General features: G+C 61.4%; 17 protein-coding genes. 2 read left to right on the top strand and 15 right to left on the bottom strand.

Annotation, left to right across the window (positions count from 1 at the left end):
* Positions 1-2: 2 nt before the first annotated feature.
* The 13 genes from Q1B40_RS00405 to Q1B40_RS00345 form a co-directional block, all read right to left on the bottom strand.
* Positions 3-1,025: a biotin/lipoyl-containing protein gene (locus tag Q1B40_RS00405; protein WP_299808352.1), complete on the bottom strand. Its 1,023-nt coding sequence runs from the start codon at positions 1,023-1,025 to the stop codon at positions 3-5.
* Positions 1,026-1,027: 2 nt separating this feature from the next.
* Complete coding sequence (locus tag Q1B40_RS00400; RefSeq protein ID WP_299808349.1) at positions 1,028-2,011, bottom strand: alpha-ketoacid dehydrogenase subunit beta; 984 nt, start codon at positions 2,009-2,011, stop codon at positions 1,028-1,030.
* Entirely contained in the window at positions 2,012-3,001 is a 990-nt protein-coding gene (locus tag Q1B40_RS00395; RefSeq protein ID WP_299808346.1) for a thiamine pyrophosphate-dependent dehydrogenase E1 component subunit alpha, read from the bottom strand.
* Between the two features lie 65 nt (positions 3,002-3,066).
* On the bottom strand, positions 3,067-4,365 hold the full coding sequence (locus Q1B40_RS00390; RefSeq protein ID WP_299808343.1) for a Xaa-Pro peptidase family protein: 1,299 nt from the start codon (positions 4,363-4,365) through the stop codon (positions 3,067-3,069).
* Between the two features lie 136 nt (positions 4,366-4,501).
* The gene (locus Q1B40_RS00385) at positions 4,502-4,942 is read right to left on the bottom strand and encodes a DMT family transporter (protein ID WP_299808340.1); all 441 of its coding nucleotides are present in this window, start codon (positions 4,940-4,942) and stop codon (positions 4,502-4,504) included.
* A gap of 11 nt (positions 4,943-4,953) precedes the next feature.
* Positions 4,954-5,736 carry a glutathione S-transferase family protein gene (locus tag Q1B40_RS00380; protein WP_299808337.1) on the bottom strand — a complete coding sequence of 261 codons (783 nt, stop codon included), beginning with the start codon at positions 5,734-5,736 and terminating at the stop codon, positions 4,954-4,956.
* Between the two features lie 5 nt (positions 5,737-5,741).
* Positions 5,742-6,773 (bottom strand): branched-chain amino acid ABC transporter permease, encoded by a 1,032-nt coding sequence (locus tag Q1B40_RS00375; RefSeq protein WP_299808334.1) that lies wholly within the window; start codon positions 6,771-6,773, stop codon positions 5,742-5,744.
* On the bottom strand, positions 6,773-7,651 hold the full coding sequence (locus Q1B40_RS00370) for a branched-chain amino acid ABC transporter permease (protein ID WP_299808331.1): 879 nt from the start codon (positions 7,649-7,651) through the stop codon (positions 6,773-6,775). The genes Q1B40_RS00375 and Q1B40_RS00370 overlap by 1 nt, the downstream gene beginning before the upstream one ends.
* On the bottom strand, positions 7,651-8,379 hold the full coding sequence (locus Q1B40_RS00365; RefSeq protein ID WP_103220271.1) for an ABC transporter ATP-binding protein: 729 nt from the start codon (positions 8,377-8,379) through the stop codon (positions 7,651-7,653). Before Q1B40_RS00365 ends, Q1B40_RS00370 begins: the two co-directional genes overlap by 1 nt.
* Positions 8,376-9,119, bottom strand: coding sequence for an ABC transporter ATP-binding protein (locus tag Q1B40_RS00360; RefSeq protein ID WP_299808320.1), 744 nt, complete (start codon positions 9,117-9,119; stop codon positions 8,376-8,378). The genes Q1B40_RS00365 and Q1B40_RS00360 overlap by 4 nt, the downstream gene beginning before the upstream one ends.
* Positions 9,120-9,241: 122 nt before the next feature.
* Positions 9,242-10,513, bottom strand: coding sequence for an amino acid ABC transporter substrate-binding protein (locus Q1B40_RS00355; RefSeq protein WP_299808316.1), 1,272 nt, complete (start codon positions 10,511-10,513; stop codon positions 9,242-9,244).
* Between the two features lie 97 nt (positions 10,514-10,610).
* Positions 10,611-11,579 (bottom strand): NAD(P)-dependent oxidoreductase, encoded by a 969-nt coding sequence (locus Q1B40_RS00350; protein ID WP_367279111.1) that lies wholly within the window; start codon positions 11,577-11,579, stop codon positions 10,611-10,613.
* 53 nt (positions 11,580-11,632) lie between these two features.
* Positions 11,633-12,121, bottom strand: coding sequence for an OsmC family protein (locus tag Q1B40_RS00345; protein WP_299808310.1), 489 nt, complete (start codon positions 12,119-12,121; stop codon positions 11,633-11,635).
* A 204-nt stretch (positions 12,122-12,325) separates the two neighbouring features.
* On the opposite strand from Q1B40_RS00345, the gene Q1B40_RS00340 reads away from it, so the two are divergent.
* Positions 12,326-13,354 carry a LacI family DNA-binding transcriptional regulator gene (locus Q1B40_RS00340; RefSeq protein ID WP_299808307.1) on the top strand — a complete coding sequence of 343 codons (1,029 nt, stop codon included), beginning with the start codon at positions 12,326-12,328 and terminating at the stop codon, positions 13,352-13,354.
* Between the two features lie 180 nt (positions 13,355-13,534).
* On the top strand, positions 13,535-14,500 hold the full coding sequence (locus Q1B40_RS00335) for an amidohydrolase family protein (RefSeq protein WP_299808304.1): 966 nt from the start codon (positions 13,535-13,537) through the stop codon (positions 14,498-14,500).
* A gap of 28 nt (positions 14,501-14,528) precedes the next feature.
* Here Q1B40_RS00335 and Q1B40_RS00330 read toward each other — a convergent pair whose 3' ends face one another.
* Both Q1B40_RS00330 and Q1B40_RS00325 read right to left on the bottom strand, forming a co-directional pair.
* Positions 14,529-15,827 (bottom strand): TRAP transporter large permease, encoded by a 1,299-nt coding sequence (locus Q1B40_RS00330; RefSeq protein WP_299808301.1) that lies wholly within the window; start codon positions 15,825-15,827, stop codon positions 14,529-14,531.
* Positions 15,814-16,320: a TRAP transporter small permease gene (locus tag Q1B40_RS00325; protein ID WP_299808298.1), complete on the bottom strand. Its 507-nt coding sequence runs from the start codon at positions 16,318-16,320 to the stop codon at positions 15,814-15,816. The genes Q1B40_RS00330 and Q1B40_RS00325 overlap by 14 nt, the downstream gene beginning before the upstream one ends.
* Positions 16,321-16,352 lie beyond the last annotated feature (32 nt).

Below are 16,352 nucleotides of genomic sequence, written 5' to 3'. Positions count from 1 at the left end.
CCTCAAAGTAGCTGCCGGAGGGGTTCCTCCAGCCGCCCGGCAAAGGCGTCGAGCATGGCGATCAGCGCCGTGTCGTCAAGTTGGTCCCGGGTCGCCGAAAGAGATACCGTCAGGTCCGCCTGACTGCGGGCAATTGTAACCGTCGGCGCATGGGTCGCCGCAAGTTCCGCTTCCGTCAGGCGCGATGCGGTCAGATTATAGACAATCAGATCGGAGTGCTGTCCGTCTTCGTCTTCTGAAAGGTCTAGAAGGCCGCACCGGTCAGGATCCTGGAAGATCCGCGAGGGTTTGCGCGGAGCGGAAACGGAGACGGCGAGCGACTGAAATCCGGTTGCCGACCTGAAGCTGCCGGCCGCGAAGGTGGCAAGGACCAGATCCGCCGTGACCGCGCCCTGCCCGGCAAGCCAATTGCAGAATTCGTCGAAGGCTGCCGCCGGAACCGTGGCGCGTGCGAAGATGCGCTGCGAGGCGGCAAACTGCCCCCCGTCCGCCTGGCTGGCCTGCAAACTCTTGAGCTCGTCGAGATCGGCGGCGCGATAAGGCTGCGGGTGACCGGCTTTCGCCAGCCGGGTCAGATCAAGCCCTTGCTCGGCCGCCAGGCGTTTCGCCTTGGGTGAGGCCTGTACCCTGCCTTCAGGCGTCGGTGCCGTATCCTTCGGTTTTTCCGGAATTTGTGGGGCTGGTTTCGCAACAGCGGGCGCGGCCTGCGGTGCGACGTTCCCCTTGTCCGTCGTTACAGCCGGTGTTGCCGGAGCATCTTCAGTCGGCGCTCCGGCGGCTTTGTCCATGCTGGCGGAAATGATGGCGATCACGGCGCCGACAGGAACGTCCTCACCCTCTTTTGCGCGCAACTCGGTCACGAAGCCGTCGGCCTGTGCCTCGACTTCCATGGCGGCCTTGTCGGTCTCCACTTCCATCAGGACGTCACCGATCTTCACGGCGTCGCCCGGCTGCTTGTGCCAGGCAAGAAGCAATCCGGTTTCCTGGGCCATTCCAAGCGCGGGCATGATGACTTCATGGGTCATCGTCAGATCTCCCCCCGGCAGAGCCGGCGCGCCCGCTCCGCAACCTTTTCGGGCGTCGGCACGGTCAGGTCTTCAAGTGCGGGAGAGAACGGCACCGGTACATCCATCGCCCCCATGCGCTGAACGGGATTATCCAGGTAATAGAATGCCTTGTCGGAAATGCGCGCGGCGATTTCAGCCGTTACACCGAAGTTCTGGTGTCCTTCGTCGACGACGATGGCCCGACTGGTCTTTTTCGCCGAACCGACGATCGTGTCCTCGTCGAGCGGAACAATGGTGCGCGGGTCGATGACTTCTGCCGAAATGCCGTCCGCCGCCAGAAGCTCTGCCGCCTTCCGGCAAACCTGAACCATGGAAGAAGTGCCCACCAGCGTGACGTCCTTGCCCTGGCGCAGAATTTCCGCCTTGCCGAACGGCAGCAGATATTCCTCTTCCGGGACGGGCGCCTTGTCGTTGTACATCAACTTGTCTTCGAAGATCACGACCGGATTGTCATCACGGATCGCGGTCTTCAGCAGCCCCTTGGCTTCATAGGCCGAGGACGGCAGCGCCACCTTGAGGCCCGGTATGTGGGCGACGAGCGCATGCAGGGACTGCGAGTGCTGGGCCGCGGAGCGCCGGGTCGCACCCAGATTGGTGCGCAGAACCAGCGGCACCTTCAGCTTGCCGCCGGACATGTAGTGGGTCTTGGCGGCCTGATTGCAGAGTTGGTCCATCACCAGGAAAAGGAAATCGCCGAACATGAGATCAACGATCGGCCGGGATCCGGTCATGGCCGCACCGACGGCCATCCCCATGAACCCGGGTTCCGAAATCGGCGTGTCGATGATGCGCTCGGTTCCGAATTCTTCGACCAGACCCGAGAGCACCTTGAACGGGGTTCCGGCTTCCGCCACATCCTCGCCGATCAGGAAAATCGCCGGGTCGCGGCGCATTTCTTCCGCGATCGCTTCATTGACCGCCCTGGAAAGAGTTATTTCGCGCATTCAGGCCCCCTCGGCGAAAACATGCATGTCGACTTCGCAAACATCCGGATAGGGCGCTTCGAGCGCGTACCCGACGGCGGCCTCGGCATCCGCCCGGACCTCGTTGTCCATGGAAACGAGTTCGTCCGGCGTGACGATCTTCTGACCGATCAGCCACTTGCCGAAATTCACGATGGGATCGCGGTGCTTTTTCCAGTCGGCTTCCTCGTCCTTCGTCCGGTAGTAGTCGCGGTTGATGTCGCCGACATGGTGTCCGTGATACCTGTAGGTTTCGAGTTCCACGAAGAACGGTCCCTCGCCCTTGCGGCACCGCGCGACCAGCGTTTGTGCCAGATCGTTCACGGCCAGCACGTCCTGACCGTCCACGGTGAAGGACTCGATACCGAAGGCCTCGGCGCGTGCCGTCAGCGAGCCGGCGGCGATCTCCGCCGTCTTGGTATATTCGCTGTAACCGTTGTTTTCGCAGGCATAGATGATCGGCAGCTTCCAGAGCGCGGCCATGTTCATGACCTCGTACCAGAGCCCCTGCGCCGTGGCGCCATCGCCGAAAAAGCAGACCGTCACATGGCCGGTGCCCTGGCGCTTGGCGGTCAGGGCCGAGCCGGTGGCAATGCCCATAGACCCGCCGACAATGGCGTTCGCACCGAGATTGCCGTTCGCCTGATCGGCGATATGCATGGATCCGCCCTTGCCGCGGCAATAGCCTTCGGCTTTGCCCAGAAGCTCGCAGAACATCTGCCGGAACTCCGCACCCTTGGCGACGCAATGTCCATGGCCGCGATGGGTGGAGGTGATCTTGTCGTCGGAGGTGAGCGCCTCGCATATGCCGACCGCAACCGCTTCCTGACCGGAATACATGTGGGTCAGTCCCGGCATCTTCGCCGAGAGATAGAGCTGGTTGGCGTTGTCCTCGAACGCGCGGATTCGCGCCATCTGGCGATACATGCGCAGATAGGCTTCCGTATTGGCCTTAGACTTTCTGGCTGCCATTTGAAACTCCTGCGAAGGGACCCGGCCGGCGAACGGCGCGCCGGACCGGGTGGGTCGGACGTCGGTCAGTACCGGTTGGCGATCGGAAGTTCTTCTGCCGGGAACAGCGAAATCACTTCGCAGCCGGTATCCGTGACGACCACTTCTTCCTCGATCCGGGCCGCCGAATAGCCGTCGGCTGCCGGACAGTAGGTCTCGAGCGCGAAAACCATGCCCGTCTTGATCTCCATCGGATTGTCGAGCGACACCGCGCGGGAGATGATCGGGCGCTCGTGCAGCGCCAGTCCCAGCCCATGTCCGAATTGCAGGCCGAATGCCGCCAGCTCATTGGGAAAGCCCAGGCTTTCCGCCGTCGGCCAGACTTCGGCCACCTTGTCGGTGGAGACGCCGGGCTTGATGCGCTCGATGGAGGCGTCGAGCCATTCGCGGCATTTCACATAGGCATCGGTCTGCTCGGGCGTCGCCCGGCCGATGTTGAACGTGCGGTAGTAGCAGGTCCGGTAGCCCTGATAGGACTGGAGGATGTCGAAGAAGGCCTGATCGCCCGGCCGGAAGTAGCGGTCGGTGAAATTATGCGGGTGCGGGTTGCAGCGCTCGCCGGAAATGGCGTTGATGGCTTCCACGTCGTCGGAACCCATTTCGTAGAGCATCTTGTTGGACATCGCGACGATGTCGTTTTCGCGAATACCCGGCTTCAGCTCCTCGTAGATCATGTGATAGACGCCATCGACCATCGCCGCCGCCTGGGTCAGGAGCTGGATCTCGTCGATATTCTTGATCTCGCGCGCCGACAGCATGATCTGCTGACCGTCCACCACATTGATGCCGGCTTCCTTCAGGGCGAAGAACATCGCCGTTTCGGCATAGTCCACGCCGACCGGCATGCCCGACATGCCGGCGTCGCGGATGAGGCCGGCGATTTCCTCGGCATAGAGTTTCATCAGGCCGAAGCTTGGCGGAATGGTGCCGCGCATGCCGACGACGCCCGCCCGGCAATGTTCCGGGTTGAGCCAGTCGGCGTATTTCTTGTGGTGAACGGCGGCCGATCCGAAGTCCCAGACATATGGCTCGTCGTCGCCTGTGAGGAGACAGAAGCGACACATCTTGTCCCGTTCCCACTCGCCGATCTTGGTGCCGGAAATGTAGCGGATGTTGTTGACGTCAAAGAGCAGGAGCGAGCCGCAATCGCTCTTCTTGAGTGCATCCTTCGCCCGGCTCAGCCGATAGCGGCGCAAGCGGTCATGATCGACGCGGCGCTCGAAATCGACCGCCGTGTGCCCCCAGGCCGGCAATCTGCCTTCCCAGCGCCAGTTCGGATCCATGTCGCCCGGCTGCAGTATCCGGGGGGTCAGGGCCTGGTTCATTGTCTTTTCTCCTCATCGTGGAACGCGGTGCCGGTCTTTCCGGCGCGCTCCTTGTTCCTCAGTCCGCATTCAAGGAATGCGCAATCGATTGCATATGCGGGCGAAACGCGTTCTCTTGATCCGCCCCAGATCCGTGTTAGCCGCGACTGACCAGGAGGGCCCCGCCGAGAACCATCGCCAGTCCCAGAAGTCGCCAGACCGAGACCGTCCGCACATCGAGGCCGAAAGCTCCGAAATGGTCGGCCAGCATCGAGCCGATGAGCTGACCGGCGACGATGCACACGAAAAACACCATGGCCCCGGTGACGGGCGCCACGACCGGACCCGAGGCTACGAAAATCGCGCCGGCGAGACCGGACAGATAGACCCACCAGGGCACGGAACCCAGGGACTTGCGCGAGATGTCTCCCCACCCGGAGAAGACAATGAAGGCAAGGATGCTTGCCAGAGCCACCGCGATGGAAATCGTGGCCGCGCCATAGGCACTGCCAACAGCGCGTCCGAGCATGGAATTAAGCGGCGGCTGCGTTGACAGCATCATTCCGATGACCACCGTCGCAAGCATGTAGGGAACCATTTGCATCGTTTTCAGGCCTCTGCCATCCGCTCGTTGCGCAGCGCGGCAAGGTGCGGATATTTTTCCGTTAGAAGAGAGCCATGGTAGTAGGTCTCCGGGAAAGGCTCCGTCAACCTGATCCGCTCCAGCCACGCACCGATAGCCGGATAGTCCTGCCAAATTCCACCCAGATTGATGTCGTCCATGCGCACGATGACCGGCATGATCGCCACATCGGCCAGAGAGATGTCCTCACCCAGGATCCACGGCCCGCCGCTTTCCTCCAGCCAGCGCGCCATGCGTTCCACGCCGCGCGTCAGCCGGCCAAGCGCCTCGTCCATGTCCTGCTTCGGAAAACCGGTGCGGCCCATTTTCATCAGGAACTCCCTGCGCAGCGGCTTGCTGTCGCAAAGCGCCTGAAAGTCCGCTTCGCTCATCGCCTGGAAATGGGGCAGGAAGGCCAGATTGTAGGACGGCACCCGGATCGCCGGTGTCGGCACCTCGTCGATAAAGCGCATCATCGCCCGCAGTTTCGCCGTTTCGCGCGGGTCCTCGGGCCGCATGTGCGCGGTTCCGGGCAATATGTCTTCCAGGTATTCCAGGATCACCGCACTGTCGATGACGGGTGTTCCATCGTGAACCAGAGCCGGCACGACACCGTTGGGATTGATCGCCAGATATTCCGGCTTCAGCTGATCGCCGGAGAACAGATCCAGCTTGTGTTCCTCAAAGTCGATGCCCTTGGCATGCAGCGCGTAGCGTACCCGCTGAGAGCAGGTCGATTGCGGCGCATTGTGAAGCACGAAAGAACTCATGACCCTCAATCCCAGTTCAGAATGCGCGGCAACTTCCTAAGGCGCGCGAGCGTGCCGACGATGCCGAGCGGGAAGAACATCAGGCAGAGCATCATGATGAGACCGGTTGCCAGGATGTTGATCTCCGAGGCGCCCAGGGTCGCGACAAAGAACTCGTTGAAGGCCACCAGGAGCACGGCGCCGATCACCGGCCCGGCGATGGTTCCCTTTCCGCCGAGAATGCAGATCAGCACCATGTTCACCGAGACGAGGATGATCAGGAAGATGTTCGGCCGGATATAGGTCAGGTATTCGCCCCAGACCGCACCTGCCATGCCGACGAAGAATGCCGAGATGGCAAAGGCGAGCGTCTTGTAGAACCGGGTGTTGATGCCCGCGCTTTCCGCCTTGATCTCGTCCTTGGAGATGGCCCGCAGACCCAGCCCGAACTTGGAGTGCTTGATGCGGTAGGCGGCCCAGACAGAGAAGGCGGCCATGATGACGAAGGCATAATAGTAGGGCAGCTTGGCCCATTGCACGGGAAGGTCGTTCGCCTTCAGCGACACGCCTGCGGCCCCGCCGACGAAATCCCAGTTTTCGAACAGGATGCGGAAGATCATCACCAGCGCCAGCGAAGAGATGATGAACGACGGCCCGCGCACCCTGAGGGTGATCTGGCCGACGAGATAGCCGAGCAGACCGGCGACCAGACCGGCGAAGGGCGCCAGGATGATCGTCGAGATGCCGTAGCGGGCGAAGATCATGCCGGCGAAATATCCTCCGACCGCAAAGAACACGTTGTGTCCCAGCGAGATGTAGCCGGTGAAGCCGCCCAGAATGTTCCAGCCCGAGGCCATGACCACATAGCTGGCCGTGAACAGGACTAGGTGGATCAGATAATTGTAGTTGCCGGTGAATTGCAGGACGGGCAACAGCAGGAGCAGCGCCAGGACCAGGGCCGGGAACCAGTAGGCCCGTTCCTTCGAAACGTCCTGGACGAGGCCGGCGTTATAGGCTTTACGCGCCACAAGCACGTCATTGGTATCAAGGCTAGCCACTATGCCAACTCCGGTTTTTCGCCAAAGATCCCCTGGGGCCTGACAAGAAGCACCACGAACAAGGCGACAAAGAACGTCAGGGTGGACCAGGTGGCGCCGAAGTAGGCGCCGATGAATGCGGCGATGACGGCCAGGATGAACGAGGCCAGGACGGTGCCGAAAATGGAACCCATGCCGCCAAGCACCACGAGGGACATCAGGACTGCGATCCACTCCCAGTGTTTTGCCGGAAAGAACGAGAACACGAAGGACACCAGCGAACCCGCGGCACCGGCAAGGCCGATCCCGATCGCGAAACTCACAAGCCCGACGAAATTGACGTTCACGCCCAGCAGTTCGGCCGCCTCCCGGTTCTGGGTGGTGGCGCGGATCGCATAGCCGAAGCGGGAGTATTTCAGGAACAGGGCCAGCGCGGAAATGATCGCGAGGGAGACAATGCCGGCATAGAGCTGTCCCTTGGGGATGAAGATGTCGCCGATAAAGAAGGCGTCGGTCGCATAGTCCGGCGACGTGACGCGCTGGGTGTTGGTGAAGGCCGTCCCCAGCGCCCCCTCGAGCACCATCGCCAGGGCGAAGGTCAGGAGCACGGTCATTTCGGAGTATTTCGCGGATCTGGCCTCGCGTTCGAAAACCAGCTTGTAGAGGATCACGCCGGTTGCCGCGAGGATGATGGCGGCAATCGGCAGCGTGAGAAGCGGGTCGAGCCCGTAGAGGCGGGCCGCCCAGTAGGCGACATAGGCTCCCGCCATGATCAGCACCGGATGGGCCAGGTTGACGATGCGCATGACACCGAACACCAGGCTCAGTCCGGAGCCCATCAGGGCATAGACCCCGCCGAGGGCCATCCCGAGTATAAGTATTTGAATGACCTCAGCCATTACGCAGCCTTCTTTCCACCAAGATAGAGTTCCTGGATCCTCGGATCCGTCAGCACCTCCGCCGCGGGCCCCTCGAACAGGGTCCGGCCAAGGTCGAGCACAACGCCCCAGTCGGCGTGCTTCAATCCCATCAGCGCGTTCTGCTCCACCAGCAGGATTGTGATCCCTTCATCGGCCATCAGCCGCATGATGGAGAAGACCTCCTTGACGATCTTCGGTGCGAGCCCGAGCGACGGTTCGTCGAGCATGACGATTTCCGGCTTGAGGATCAGGGTGCGCGCCATGGCAAGGGTCTGCTGCTGGCCGCCCGACATGGTACCGGCATGCTGGTCGCGCCGTTCGCCGAGGATCGGAAAGCGCTCCTCGATTTCGTCGATCCGTTTTTCCAGCTTCGACTTGTCGGCCAGCGAGAAGCCACCCATACGGAGGTTTTCCCTAACGGTCATCTTGGGAAACAGCGCCCGTTCCTGCGGGACGAAGCATATGCCCCGGCGCAGAATCTGGTCCGGCCGCTTGCCCTTGAGGCTCTCGCCCTTGAAGGTCACGCTGCCCTGGCGGATCTTCAGCATGCCGACGATCGTCTTCAGCAGCGTGGATTTGCCGGCGCCGTTGGGACCGATGATGCAGTGAACCTTGCCCGGCTGAACCGACAGGTTGGCGCCGTCCAGGATGGCGGGGCCGTCACCGTAACCGGCAACCACGTTGGAAACTTCCAGAAGTCCGCTCATGCAGCCTCCTCAAGTGCACCGCCCAGATAGGCGTCCAGCACGTCCGGATTTTCGCGAACCTCGTCCGGGGTGCCATCGGCAATCACCCGTCCATGTGCCATGACGACAACCCGGTGGGACAATCGCATGATCAGGTCCATGTTGTGCTCGACGATGAGGACTGTCAGTCCCTGCTCGTTGAGCTTGCGGATATGGCCGATGATTTCCTCCAGCAGCGTCGGGTTGACGCCGCCGGCCGGTTCATCAAGGAGAATGATCTTCGGGTCGCTCATCAGCAGCGCCGCGAGGTCCATCAGCTTTTTCTGGCCGTAACTCAGGTTGGACCCGTCTTCGTGGGCGATGCGTGTGATGCCGAGGAATTCGAGAATGCCGAAGGCCTTGTCGATTTCCTCCGCGCTCATCGCCGGGCGGAAGAGATCCCGCCAACCATGGATCTTCGACTGGCAGATGACGTTTTCCAGCACCGTCATGTCGGCGAGATTGCGCGAAATCTGAAAGGTCCGCGACAGGCCCGCTGCCGTGACCTGGTAGGGGCGGAGAGTGTCGATGCGCCTGCCATCCAGCCGGATTTCCCCGGCCGACGGCGCCATCGTACGGCTGATGCAGTTGAAAGCGGTCGTCTTGCCCGCCCCGTTCGGCCCGATCAGCGCGGTGATCTTGCCACGCTCGGCCACAAACGAACATTTGTCGACCGCCTGGATACCGCCGAAGTGTTTGCTCAGGCTCTTGACCTCAAGCATATGCGCTCCTCCGCTCAAAATTCGTCCTGATCAACGGATGACCTGTCGGAACCGACGGTCATCCGAAGTTGATCGGTACAAAGTGACCGGGCGCGTTGCCGTGCCCGGCCGTTTTCAGCTTATCAGAATCCCTGCTTGGGATAGGTCATCTTGGAGACCCCGTCGAACTCGTCCGTCGGATAGACGAACTGCAATTCGCCGTCGTTCCACTGGGCGACGAGGAACGGCTTGTTCACCGGCAGCCCGACATCGTCCCAGGCGAAGCGGCCCAGGATCGTGCGGACCGGATCGTCGGCCGTGCGTTCGGACAGCCATTTGCCCATGGCGGCATTGTCTGTCGAACCGGCGCCGATGATGGCCTGTTCGATCCCCTGGCAGACTGCGAAAGGAATGGCCGCATCTTCATCCGGAGCCGCGTCGTATTCCTCCTGGTACGCGGCGACGAACTCGGCGTTGGTGAACTCTTCACCGGCGAGAGTGCCCTTGTAAGGCGCCGCCGGATGCCAGGACGTGTGCATCAGAATGCTGTCGGACGCGCCCTGCGTGCCTTCATAGAATTCCGCCTGGGTGCCCTGGCTGTAGTAGACCATCTTGGGTTCCGCCCGCACGGTCTTCAGCGCACGCGTGATCTGCACCGCTTCTTCCGCGGACGCGGTCAGGGCGATGATGAGTTCGGCGTTGGAGCGCTTGATGGAGTTGGCGAGGTTCAGCCAGTCGTTGAAGCCCTCTTCCGGCCATTTCTCCGAAAAGACGACCTCAATGCCCGCATCGGCGAGGTAGCCGGGTGCAAGATCCGCGACGACACTGCCGTCGGCCGGGTCCATGACCTGCTGACCGAGGAAACCGGCCTCCACGGCATTGGCGAAGAAGTCATCGGCCGCCACGATCGCCGCGGTTTTCGGACGCTCGCCTTCCGCGACCAGATCCGCGATCAGGCCTTTCAGGGAACTGCCGACATATTCGGCCGCATTCGGCTGGAAGTAGAACAGGTTGTCATGACCCTGCTTGTAGATGCGCAGCGCGCCGCCGGCCGGGATCGGATGGACGTAGCCGTATTTCGCCAGAATGTTGGCGACCGGAAAGGTCAGGCGCGACGAGAAGGTGCCGAAGACGGCATCGACGTTGTCGACATTGATGAACCGCTCATACTGGCTGATGGCGGTGGCCGGATCGGAGCGGTTGTCCGAGGTGATCAGTTCGATCTTCTCGCCGCCGATACCGCCCCTTTCGTTCAGCATCTTCACACACAGGTCGTAACCCTGCTTGTGCTTGGCGCCGGCGATCGAGAACGCCCCGGTCAGTGGCAGGGACGCCCCAATCTTGATGTCAGCATGTGCTGCCGTCGCCATCGCGCAGACGGCAACCGTCGTGGTGAGTAGTGTACGAAGCTTCATTGCTATTCCTCCCAATGTTCGGAACTAAAGGCCCTCTTTCCTCGTTCCGGGACGCCGTTCTGGTTTTTCTTGGCGCCGTAAATCCGCTCAGCCGCGATTATTCCGCGGCCTGCGGCAATTCCAGACCTGTCGGGTATGGGGTTTCTTCGCTCTTGAGCTCCAGGCCCGAAGCCAGAGCAACGGTTTCAAGGAGCGCTGCGAAATCCATTTGCAGGTATGCTTCGGGATCCTCCTTCAGCGTAGCGGCGCCGAAATGCGCCTGCAACGCTTCGCGGGTTGCCGCGGTCACCGGCATCGGCACGCCCAGATTGCGGGCCGAGCCGAGACCGAGGTCCAGATCCTTGCGCAGCAGCTCCGGCGTGAAGGTGGTCGTCCAGTCGAGATTCACGAAGGCGTTGGTCTTGTAGCGCGTATAGACGGAGCCCATGACCGAGTTGTTCATGAAATCCAGGAAAGCGGCGCGCGGAACGCCGGCCTTTTCGGCCAGAACTGTGATCTCGGCCAGGTTCTGCGTGACAACACCCAGAAAGACATTGTGGGCGATCTTGCAGAACCGGGCGAGTTCGCCCTCGCCGACATAGGACGCGCCATTGGCGGCGATCGCGGAGATGACCGGCTCCACCTTGTCGAAGGCCGCTTTCGGACCGGACGCAACGGCGCTCAGTTTGCCTGCCTTGACGCATTTGCCGTTGCCGCTGACGGGCGAGGCAATCAGATCGGCACCGCGTTCGGCAAGACGGGCGCGGATTTCCGCCGAATGTTCGCTGGAAATCGACGAGCAATCCAGAAAGATCTTCGGTGTCCTGTCGCCTGAAAGAACTCCGTTTTCGCCAAAATAGACCTGTTCGACGTCCTTGCCGGTGGACACCATGGTGCCGAGAATATCAACACCGGCCAAGTCACGCGGCGAATCCACCAGCGTTGCGCCCTTGGCGGCCAGCGGTTCAGCTTTCGACCGGGTCCGGTTCCAGACATAGGTATCGAAGCCCGCATCGACGAGCCGTTCGGCCATGGGATATCCCATGCGCCCCATTCCGACCCATCCAATCTTAAGGCTGCTCATTATCTACCTCCACTTATATTTCTTTTGCAGTCCGAGCCCTTCCTGCGGGCGAGAATTCAGACTGATGAGTCCCGTATCCACACGATGTCCGTGCGAACGTTTGCGTCTTTTATGAGATTGAAAACCGGGCAGCGCGCTTCCGTCTCTTCGACGACCTCGCGCAGACGCGCTTCGGATTCCCGCGTCCTTACACAGGCCTCGACCTTGACCGACTGGAAATGCGGCACGACGCCCCTCATTCCGGAACGGCCGCGAATGTCGATGCTGAAAGCCGCGCTGAATTCAATTCCCTCGTAGGAAAAACCCATTTCGCGGGCCGTGCGTCCGAAGGTCACCGCTTCGCAACCGCAAAGGGCGCCAAGCACCGCCTGCAAAGGGCTCGGCCCCAGATCCGACCCGCCGTGAGCGCTCGGCTCATCGAGGGTCATAGTGCCGAATTCGCCGCAATCGACGACTGTCGCCAGTCCACCGGCGTTCTTCGCCGTGAGAACCTTGCGGCGGATGAGCGGCTTGTCGAAATCAGCCTTGTCGACGACCTGAACCATGTTTCCCCCCACTCAGAGCCTGACCGGCCTGGTTGAATTGTCGCGCTTGTCATCTCTGCCAATTTGATGGCTGAAAGTTGCGCAATCGATTGCATGAATACTAGAAACGGTTTCAGGAAGCTGTCAATCCCTTTTCGCAAACGATTGCGAAAATCTTTCCGCGACCTTAGAACTGAGCGCTTCGAAACCAACGAGAATGGACGCATGAACAGACCGGTTACGCTGAAGGACATCGCACGTGAAACCGGCGTCCATGTCTCGACGGTTTCACGTGCGCTTGACCCCAATGCCCGGACGTCCCTGACGCGGGAGGTGGTGGAACGGATCCGGACCACGGCGGAGCGCATGGGCTACCGCCCGAACCGGCTTGCTTCCGGCCTGCGCACCAAACGCACGATGTCCATCGGCCTGATGATTCCGGATATTGAAAACACCCTGTTTCCTCCCATCGTGCGCGGTGCGGAAAGCGTCCTGGAGCCAGCCGGATACACGTCCATCATCGTCAACACGGACAGCGACCGGAAGCGCGAAACCAAGCTGGTCGATGTGTTGCTGGAGCGCGGCGTTGACGGCATCATTCATGCCGCTCCCTATCGCAGCGATCCGCGCATGATCGAAGTGGCGCGCCGGGGGCTGCCGATGGTCACCGTCAACCGCCAGATCGAAAACTGCGATATCCCGGCCGTGGTCAACGACGATCCGGGCGGAATTGCCATGATGCTCCGGTATCTTCACGAAAATGGACACCGCCGTATCGCGCATATCGCCGGGCCGAAAAACCTATCGACGGGCCGGGCGCGCATAGAGGCTTTCCGGGCCACCGCACAGGAGCTCCACCTAGATCTTCCGGACGAAGCGCTGGTGGTTTCGGACTATTTCGATGAGCAGGAAGGTCGGCGATGCACCATGCAACTGCTGGACTCCGGCGCCGAATTCACAGCCATCCTGTGCGCCAATGACCGCCTTGCCCTGGGAGCATTCGACGCGCTGCGGCGGCGCGGGCTGTCCTGTCCGGAGGATGTCTCCGTCACCGGTTATAACGGCATTCCGTTTCTCGATCTCATCCCTCCGGGGCTGACGACGATCCAGATCCCCCAGTTCGACATCGGCCGCATAGGCGCGGAGCTGCTCATCAAGATGATGGCCGATCCAGATGTCACCATTCCCAGAACCACCATCCTCCCCGTCAAGCTTGTCGAACGCGGCAGCGTGAAACACATCGACCCGGCCTGACGGAACAGGTTTTCCGGCGGCCCCGGGCACGGGACCATCGTTCTGGCACCTTCCAAACTCGCCATTCGTATTCCGATTGACCTTTTTGCAATCGATTGCATAATCGGCAAGATTGCCCGCAATCGTTTGCACGAATTATCAGGCGCAATTGTCATGATTGCGTATAGTCAGGGGAACCGCATGGCCGATGTAACCACCGACACGGAAATCATTGCGATCGAAGAGCATTTCATGCACGAGGCTCTTGCCCGGCACCTGGGGTCGGCGGCCGATCCGGCATCCCCGCTTGGCAGGAAGCTCTACGATTTTGCCGGCGTGCGCCTGGAGGAAATGGATGCGGCCGGCATCGACATGCAGGTGCTGTCGCACCAGTCCCCCGGCAGCCAGACCCTTTCCGGCGAAACCGCGGTGGAAGCCTGCCGGGCGGTCAATGACGCTCTCGCGGCGATCATCCGGGAGACGCCGGAGCGGTTTGCCGGGCTCGCGATGATCCCGAGCTCGGCGCCGGAAGCCGCGGCGGACGAACTCCAGCGCGCCGTCGAGGAACTCGGCCTGAAGGGCGCGATGCTTCACGGAAAGAGCTGCGGCGAATTCATCGACGCACAGAAATTCTGGCCGATCTATGCCCGCGCGGAAGCGCTCGACGTGCCGATCTATCTGCACCCTGCCCAGCCGGACAGGACAATGGTCGAAACCTGCTACGCACCTTATGACCAGAGCCATCCGGCCCTGACCGGCCCTGCGTGGGGTTTTGGTGTGGATGCCGGGACACACGCCATCCGGCTGGTTCTGAGCGGCGTCTTCGACCGCCATCCGGACCTCAAGATCATTCTGGGACATATGGGCGAAGCCCTGCCGTTCTGGCTGCCGCGGATCGATGAGTCGCTTGCACGGCCCGGAAACGCGCCGGTGCGCTTTGCCGAAATCTTCAAAAACAACTTCTTCGTGACGACCAGCGGCTTTTTCTCCGACGCGGCGCTTCGCTGCTGCCTGGAATGTCTCGAGCCGGATCACATTCTCTTCGCTGTCGACTGGCCTTATGCGGACAATCGGGCCGGCGTTGACTGGCTGCATTCCCATCCGATGGGTCACGACTGGAAAGAGGCGATCTTTTCCTCGAACGCCCGAGCACTGCTCAAGCTCTGATACCTGAAAGACAGATCGGCCCCTGGCCTTAACCGAAGACCAGGTTCGGCAGAAACAGCACGATCCCGGGCAGGAACACGAGAAGAAGCACAACGAGCACGACGGCGGCCAGCAGGCCTTTCGACTCGCGGGTATATTCTCCTATCGGGCATTTGAGGATCGAGCACACGGCATACATCGCAGCGCCCACCGGCGGGGTGAAGTTGCCGATGGTGGCCGCGATGATGAAAACGATGCCGAAATGCACCGGATCGCCGCCGAGCTGACGGATAACCGGCAGGAAGATCGGCGTTAGCATGATGATCAGCACCGTGGCGTCGATGAAAAACCCGATCACCAGCACGAAAACCGCAACCAGGATCATCGCCGCATCAAGGTTGTCCGTCACACCAAGGATCCAGCCCGACACGACTTCCGGCACCCGCTCGAACACGAGGCCGTAGCTGAAGATGGCCGAAAGCGCGATCAGGAACATCACGGCACCGACATCCGTCAGGCTGCCTTCCAGCGCCTCGAAGAATCCCTTCGCGGTCATTTCCCGATAGATCAGAACGCCGATGAAGATGGCGTAGAATACGGCAAACGCCCCGATTTCCGAGGGTGTAAAAACGCCCATCCGCAGGCCGAACAGCAGAAAAACCGGAAACAGCAGCGCCCAGATGCCTCCCGTGAAGGCGCTGGCGGCCTCCTTGAGGTTCGGGCGTACCTTGCGTTCGGGCTCATAGCCGCGGCTGCGAGCCGTGAGCCAGACGGCCAGGGACAGGGCCAGCCAGAGGAGCAGGGCCGGCAGCACACCGGCGGCGAACAGGCGGCCGATGGATACCTGGCCGATCGTGCCATAGAGGATCATGCCGATGCCCGGCGGGATGATCGGTGTCAGGACCGCTCCGTATGAGAGCACACCGGCGGTGAACCCACGGGTGAAGCCGCGCCGGACCATATCCTCTCCCAGCATGCGCGACTGCATGGAGGCATCGGCGATGGCCGATCCGGAAACGCCGCCCATCAATGCAGACAGGGCTATGGAGACCTGCGCGAGGCCGCCGCGCAGCCGTCCGGTCATGACCGAGGCGAGTTCCAGAAGGCGCTTCGTGATGCCGGAGCGGTTCATGAAATTTCCCGCAAGGATGAAAAGCGGCACCGCCAGAAGCGAAAAGTTCTGGGTCTGCGAAACGGTGATCTGCGCCGGGATCGTGAACGGAAGTTCGGGGTGCTGGGCGAAGAACAGAACGCCGGAAATACCGATGGCGAAGGCCACCGGCATGCGCATCAGAAGGAAGACGACGAAGGCAATGGCGACGATGAGCATGGTGTCAGGCCGCGTCACCCCGGGCCGCCCCGCGCAGGCGATCCTCCTTGAGGGCCGTCACGACTTTCAGCACCGTCGTGAGAAGAAGAAGCGCTCCGCCGACCGCGATGCTCATGGTCACCCAGGAGTAGCTGACGCCCGGGATGCCCTGGAAGCTGCGTGCCCTGGAGACCCAGGAGAGCCAGCTTCCGGCGTAGATCAGGTAGACGAGAAAGGCGGAAATCAGGGCGTAATTCAGATAGTCGAGCGTCCGGTTTGCCCGCGGGGAAAGGCGTTTTCCCCACAGGTCGATGGACATGAGGGCGTTCCTGCGCCAGGCAATATCGGCACACAGGAAACAGGCCCAGGCAAAGAAGCAGGTGGAAAGATCGATGGTCCAGTTGAGCGGGTGATGCAGCATGCGCGCGACACCACCCGTGAAAATCAGCAGGACCATCAACATCAGGAACACGCCGGCCAGAACGGCCTCAAGCCGTAAAAGCACCGAATAGACTGTCCGTGCCCTGACCATTGCCGCCGGCTCCGTTTTTGGCCCCAACCGTT

Origin of the sequence: uncultured Roseibium sp. (assembly GCF_947496995.1) — a bacterium.
In the GTDB taxonomy this organism is placed as follows: Bacteria; Pseudomonadota; Alphaproteobacteria; order Rhizobiales; family Stappiaceae; genus Roseibium.
This window is presented reverse-complemented; position numbering and strand designations above follow the sequence as displayed.

Coding starts and splice junctions, on each gene's coding strand:
- Q1B40_RS00405 (WP_299808352.1), bottom strand. CDS start 1,025: ATGACCCATGAAGTCATCATGCCCGCGCTTGGAATGGCCCAGGAAACC.
- Q1B40_RS00400 (WP_299808349.1), bottom strand. CDS start 2,011: ATGCGCGAAATAACTCTTTCCAGGGCGGTCAATGAAGCGATCGCGGAA.
- Q1B40_RS00395 (WP_299808346.1), bottom strand. CDS start 3,001: ATGGCAGCCAGAAAGTCTAAGGCCAATACGGAAGCCTATCTGCGCATG.
- Q1B40_RS00390 (WP_299808343.1), bottom strand. CDS start 4,365: ATGAACCAGGCCCTGACCCCCCGGATACTGCAGCCGGGCGACATGGAT.
- Q1B40_RS00385 (WP_299808340.1), bottom strand. CDS start 4,942: ATGGTTCCCTACATGCTTGCGACGGTGGTCATCGGAATGATGCTGTCA.
- Q1B40_RS00380 (WP_299808337.1), bottom strand. CDS start 5,736: ATGAGTTCTTTCGTGCTTCACAATGCGCCGCAATCGACCTGCTCTCAG.
- Q1B40_RS00370 (WP_299808331.1), bottom strand. CDS start 7,651: ATGGCTGAGGTCATTCAAATACTTATACTCGGGATGGCCCTCGGCGGG.
- Q1B40_RS00365 (WP_103220271.1), bottom strand. CDS start 8,379: ATGAGCGGACTTCTGGAAGTTTCCAACGTGGTTGCCGGTTACGGTGAC.
- Q1B40_RS00360 (WP_299808320.1), bottom strand. CDS start 9,119: ATGCTTGAGGTCAAGAGCCTGAGCAAACACTTCGGCGGTATCCAGGCG.
- Q1B40_RS00355 (WP_299808316.1), bottom strand. CDS start 10,513: ATGAAGCTTCGTACACTACTCACCACGACGGTTGCCGTCTGCGCGATG.
- Q1B40_RS00345 (WP_299808310.1), bottom strand. CDS start 12,121: ATGGTTCAGGTCGTCGACAAGGCTGATTTCGACAAGCCGCTCATCCGC.
- Q1B40_RS00340 (WP_299808307.1), top strand. CDS start 12,326: ATGAACAGACCGGTTACGCTGAAGGACATCGCACGTGAAACCGGCGTC.
- Q1B40_RS00335 (WP_299808304.1), top strand. CDS start 13,535: ATGGCCGATGTAACCACCGACACGGAAATCATTGCGATCGAAGAGCAT.
- Q1B40_RS00325 (WP_299808298.1), bottom strand. CDS start 16,320: ATGGTCAGGGCACGGACAGTCTATTCGGTGCTTTTACGGCTTGAGGCC.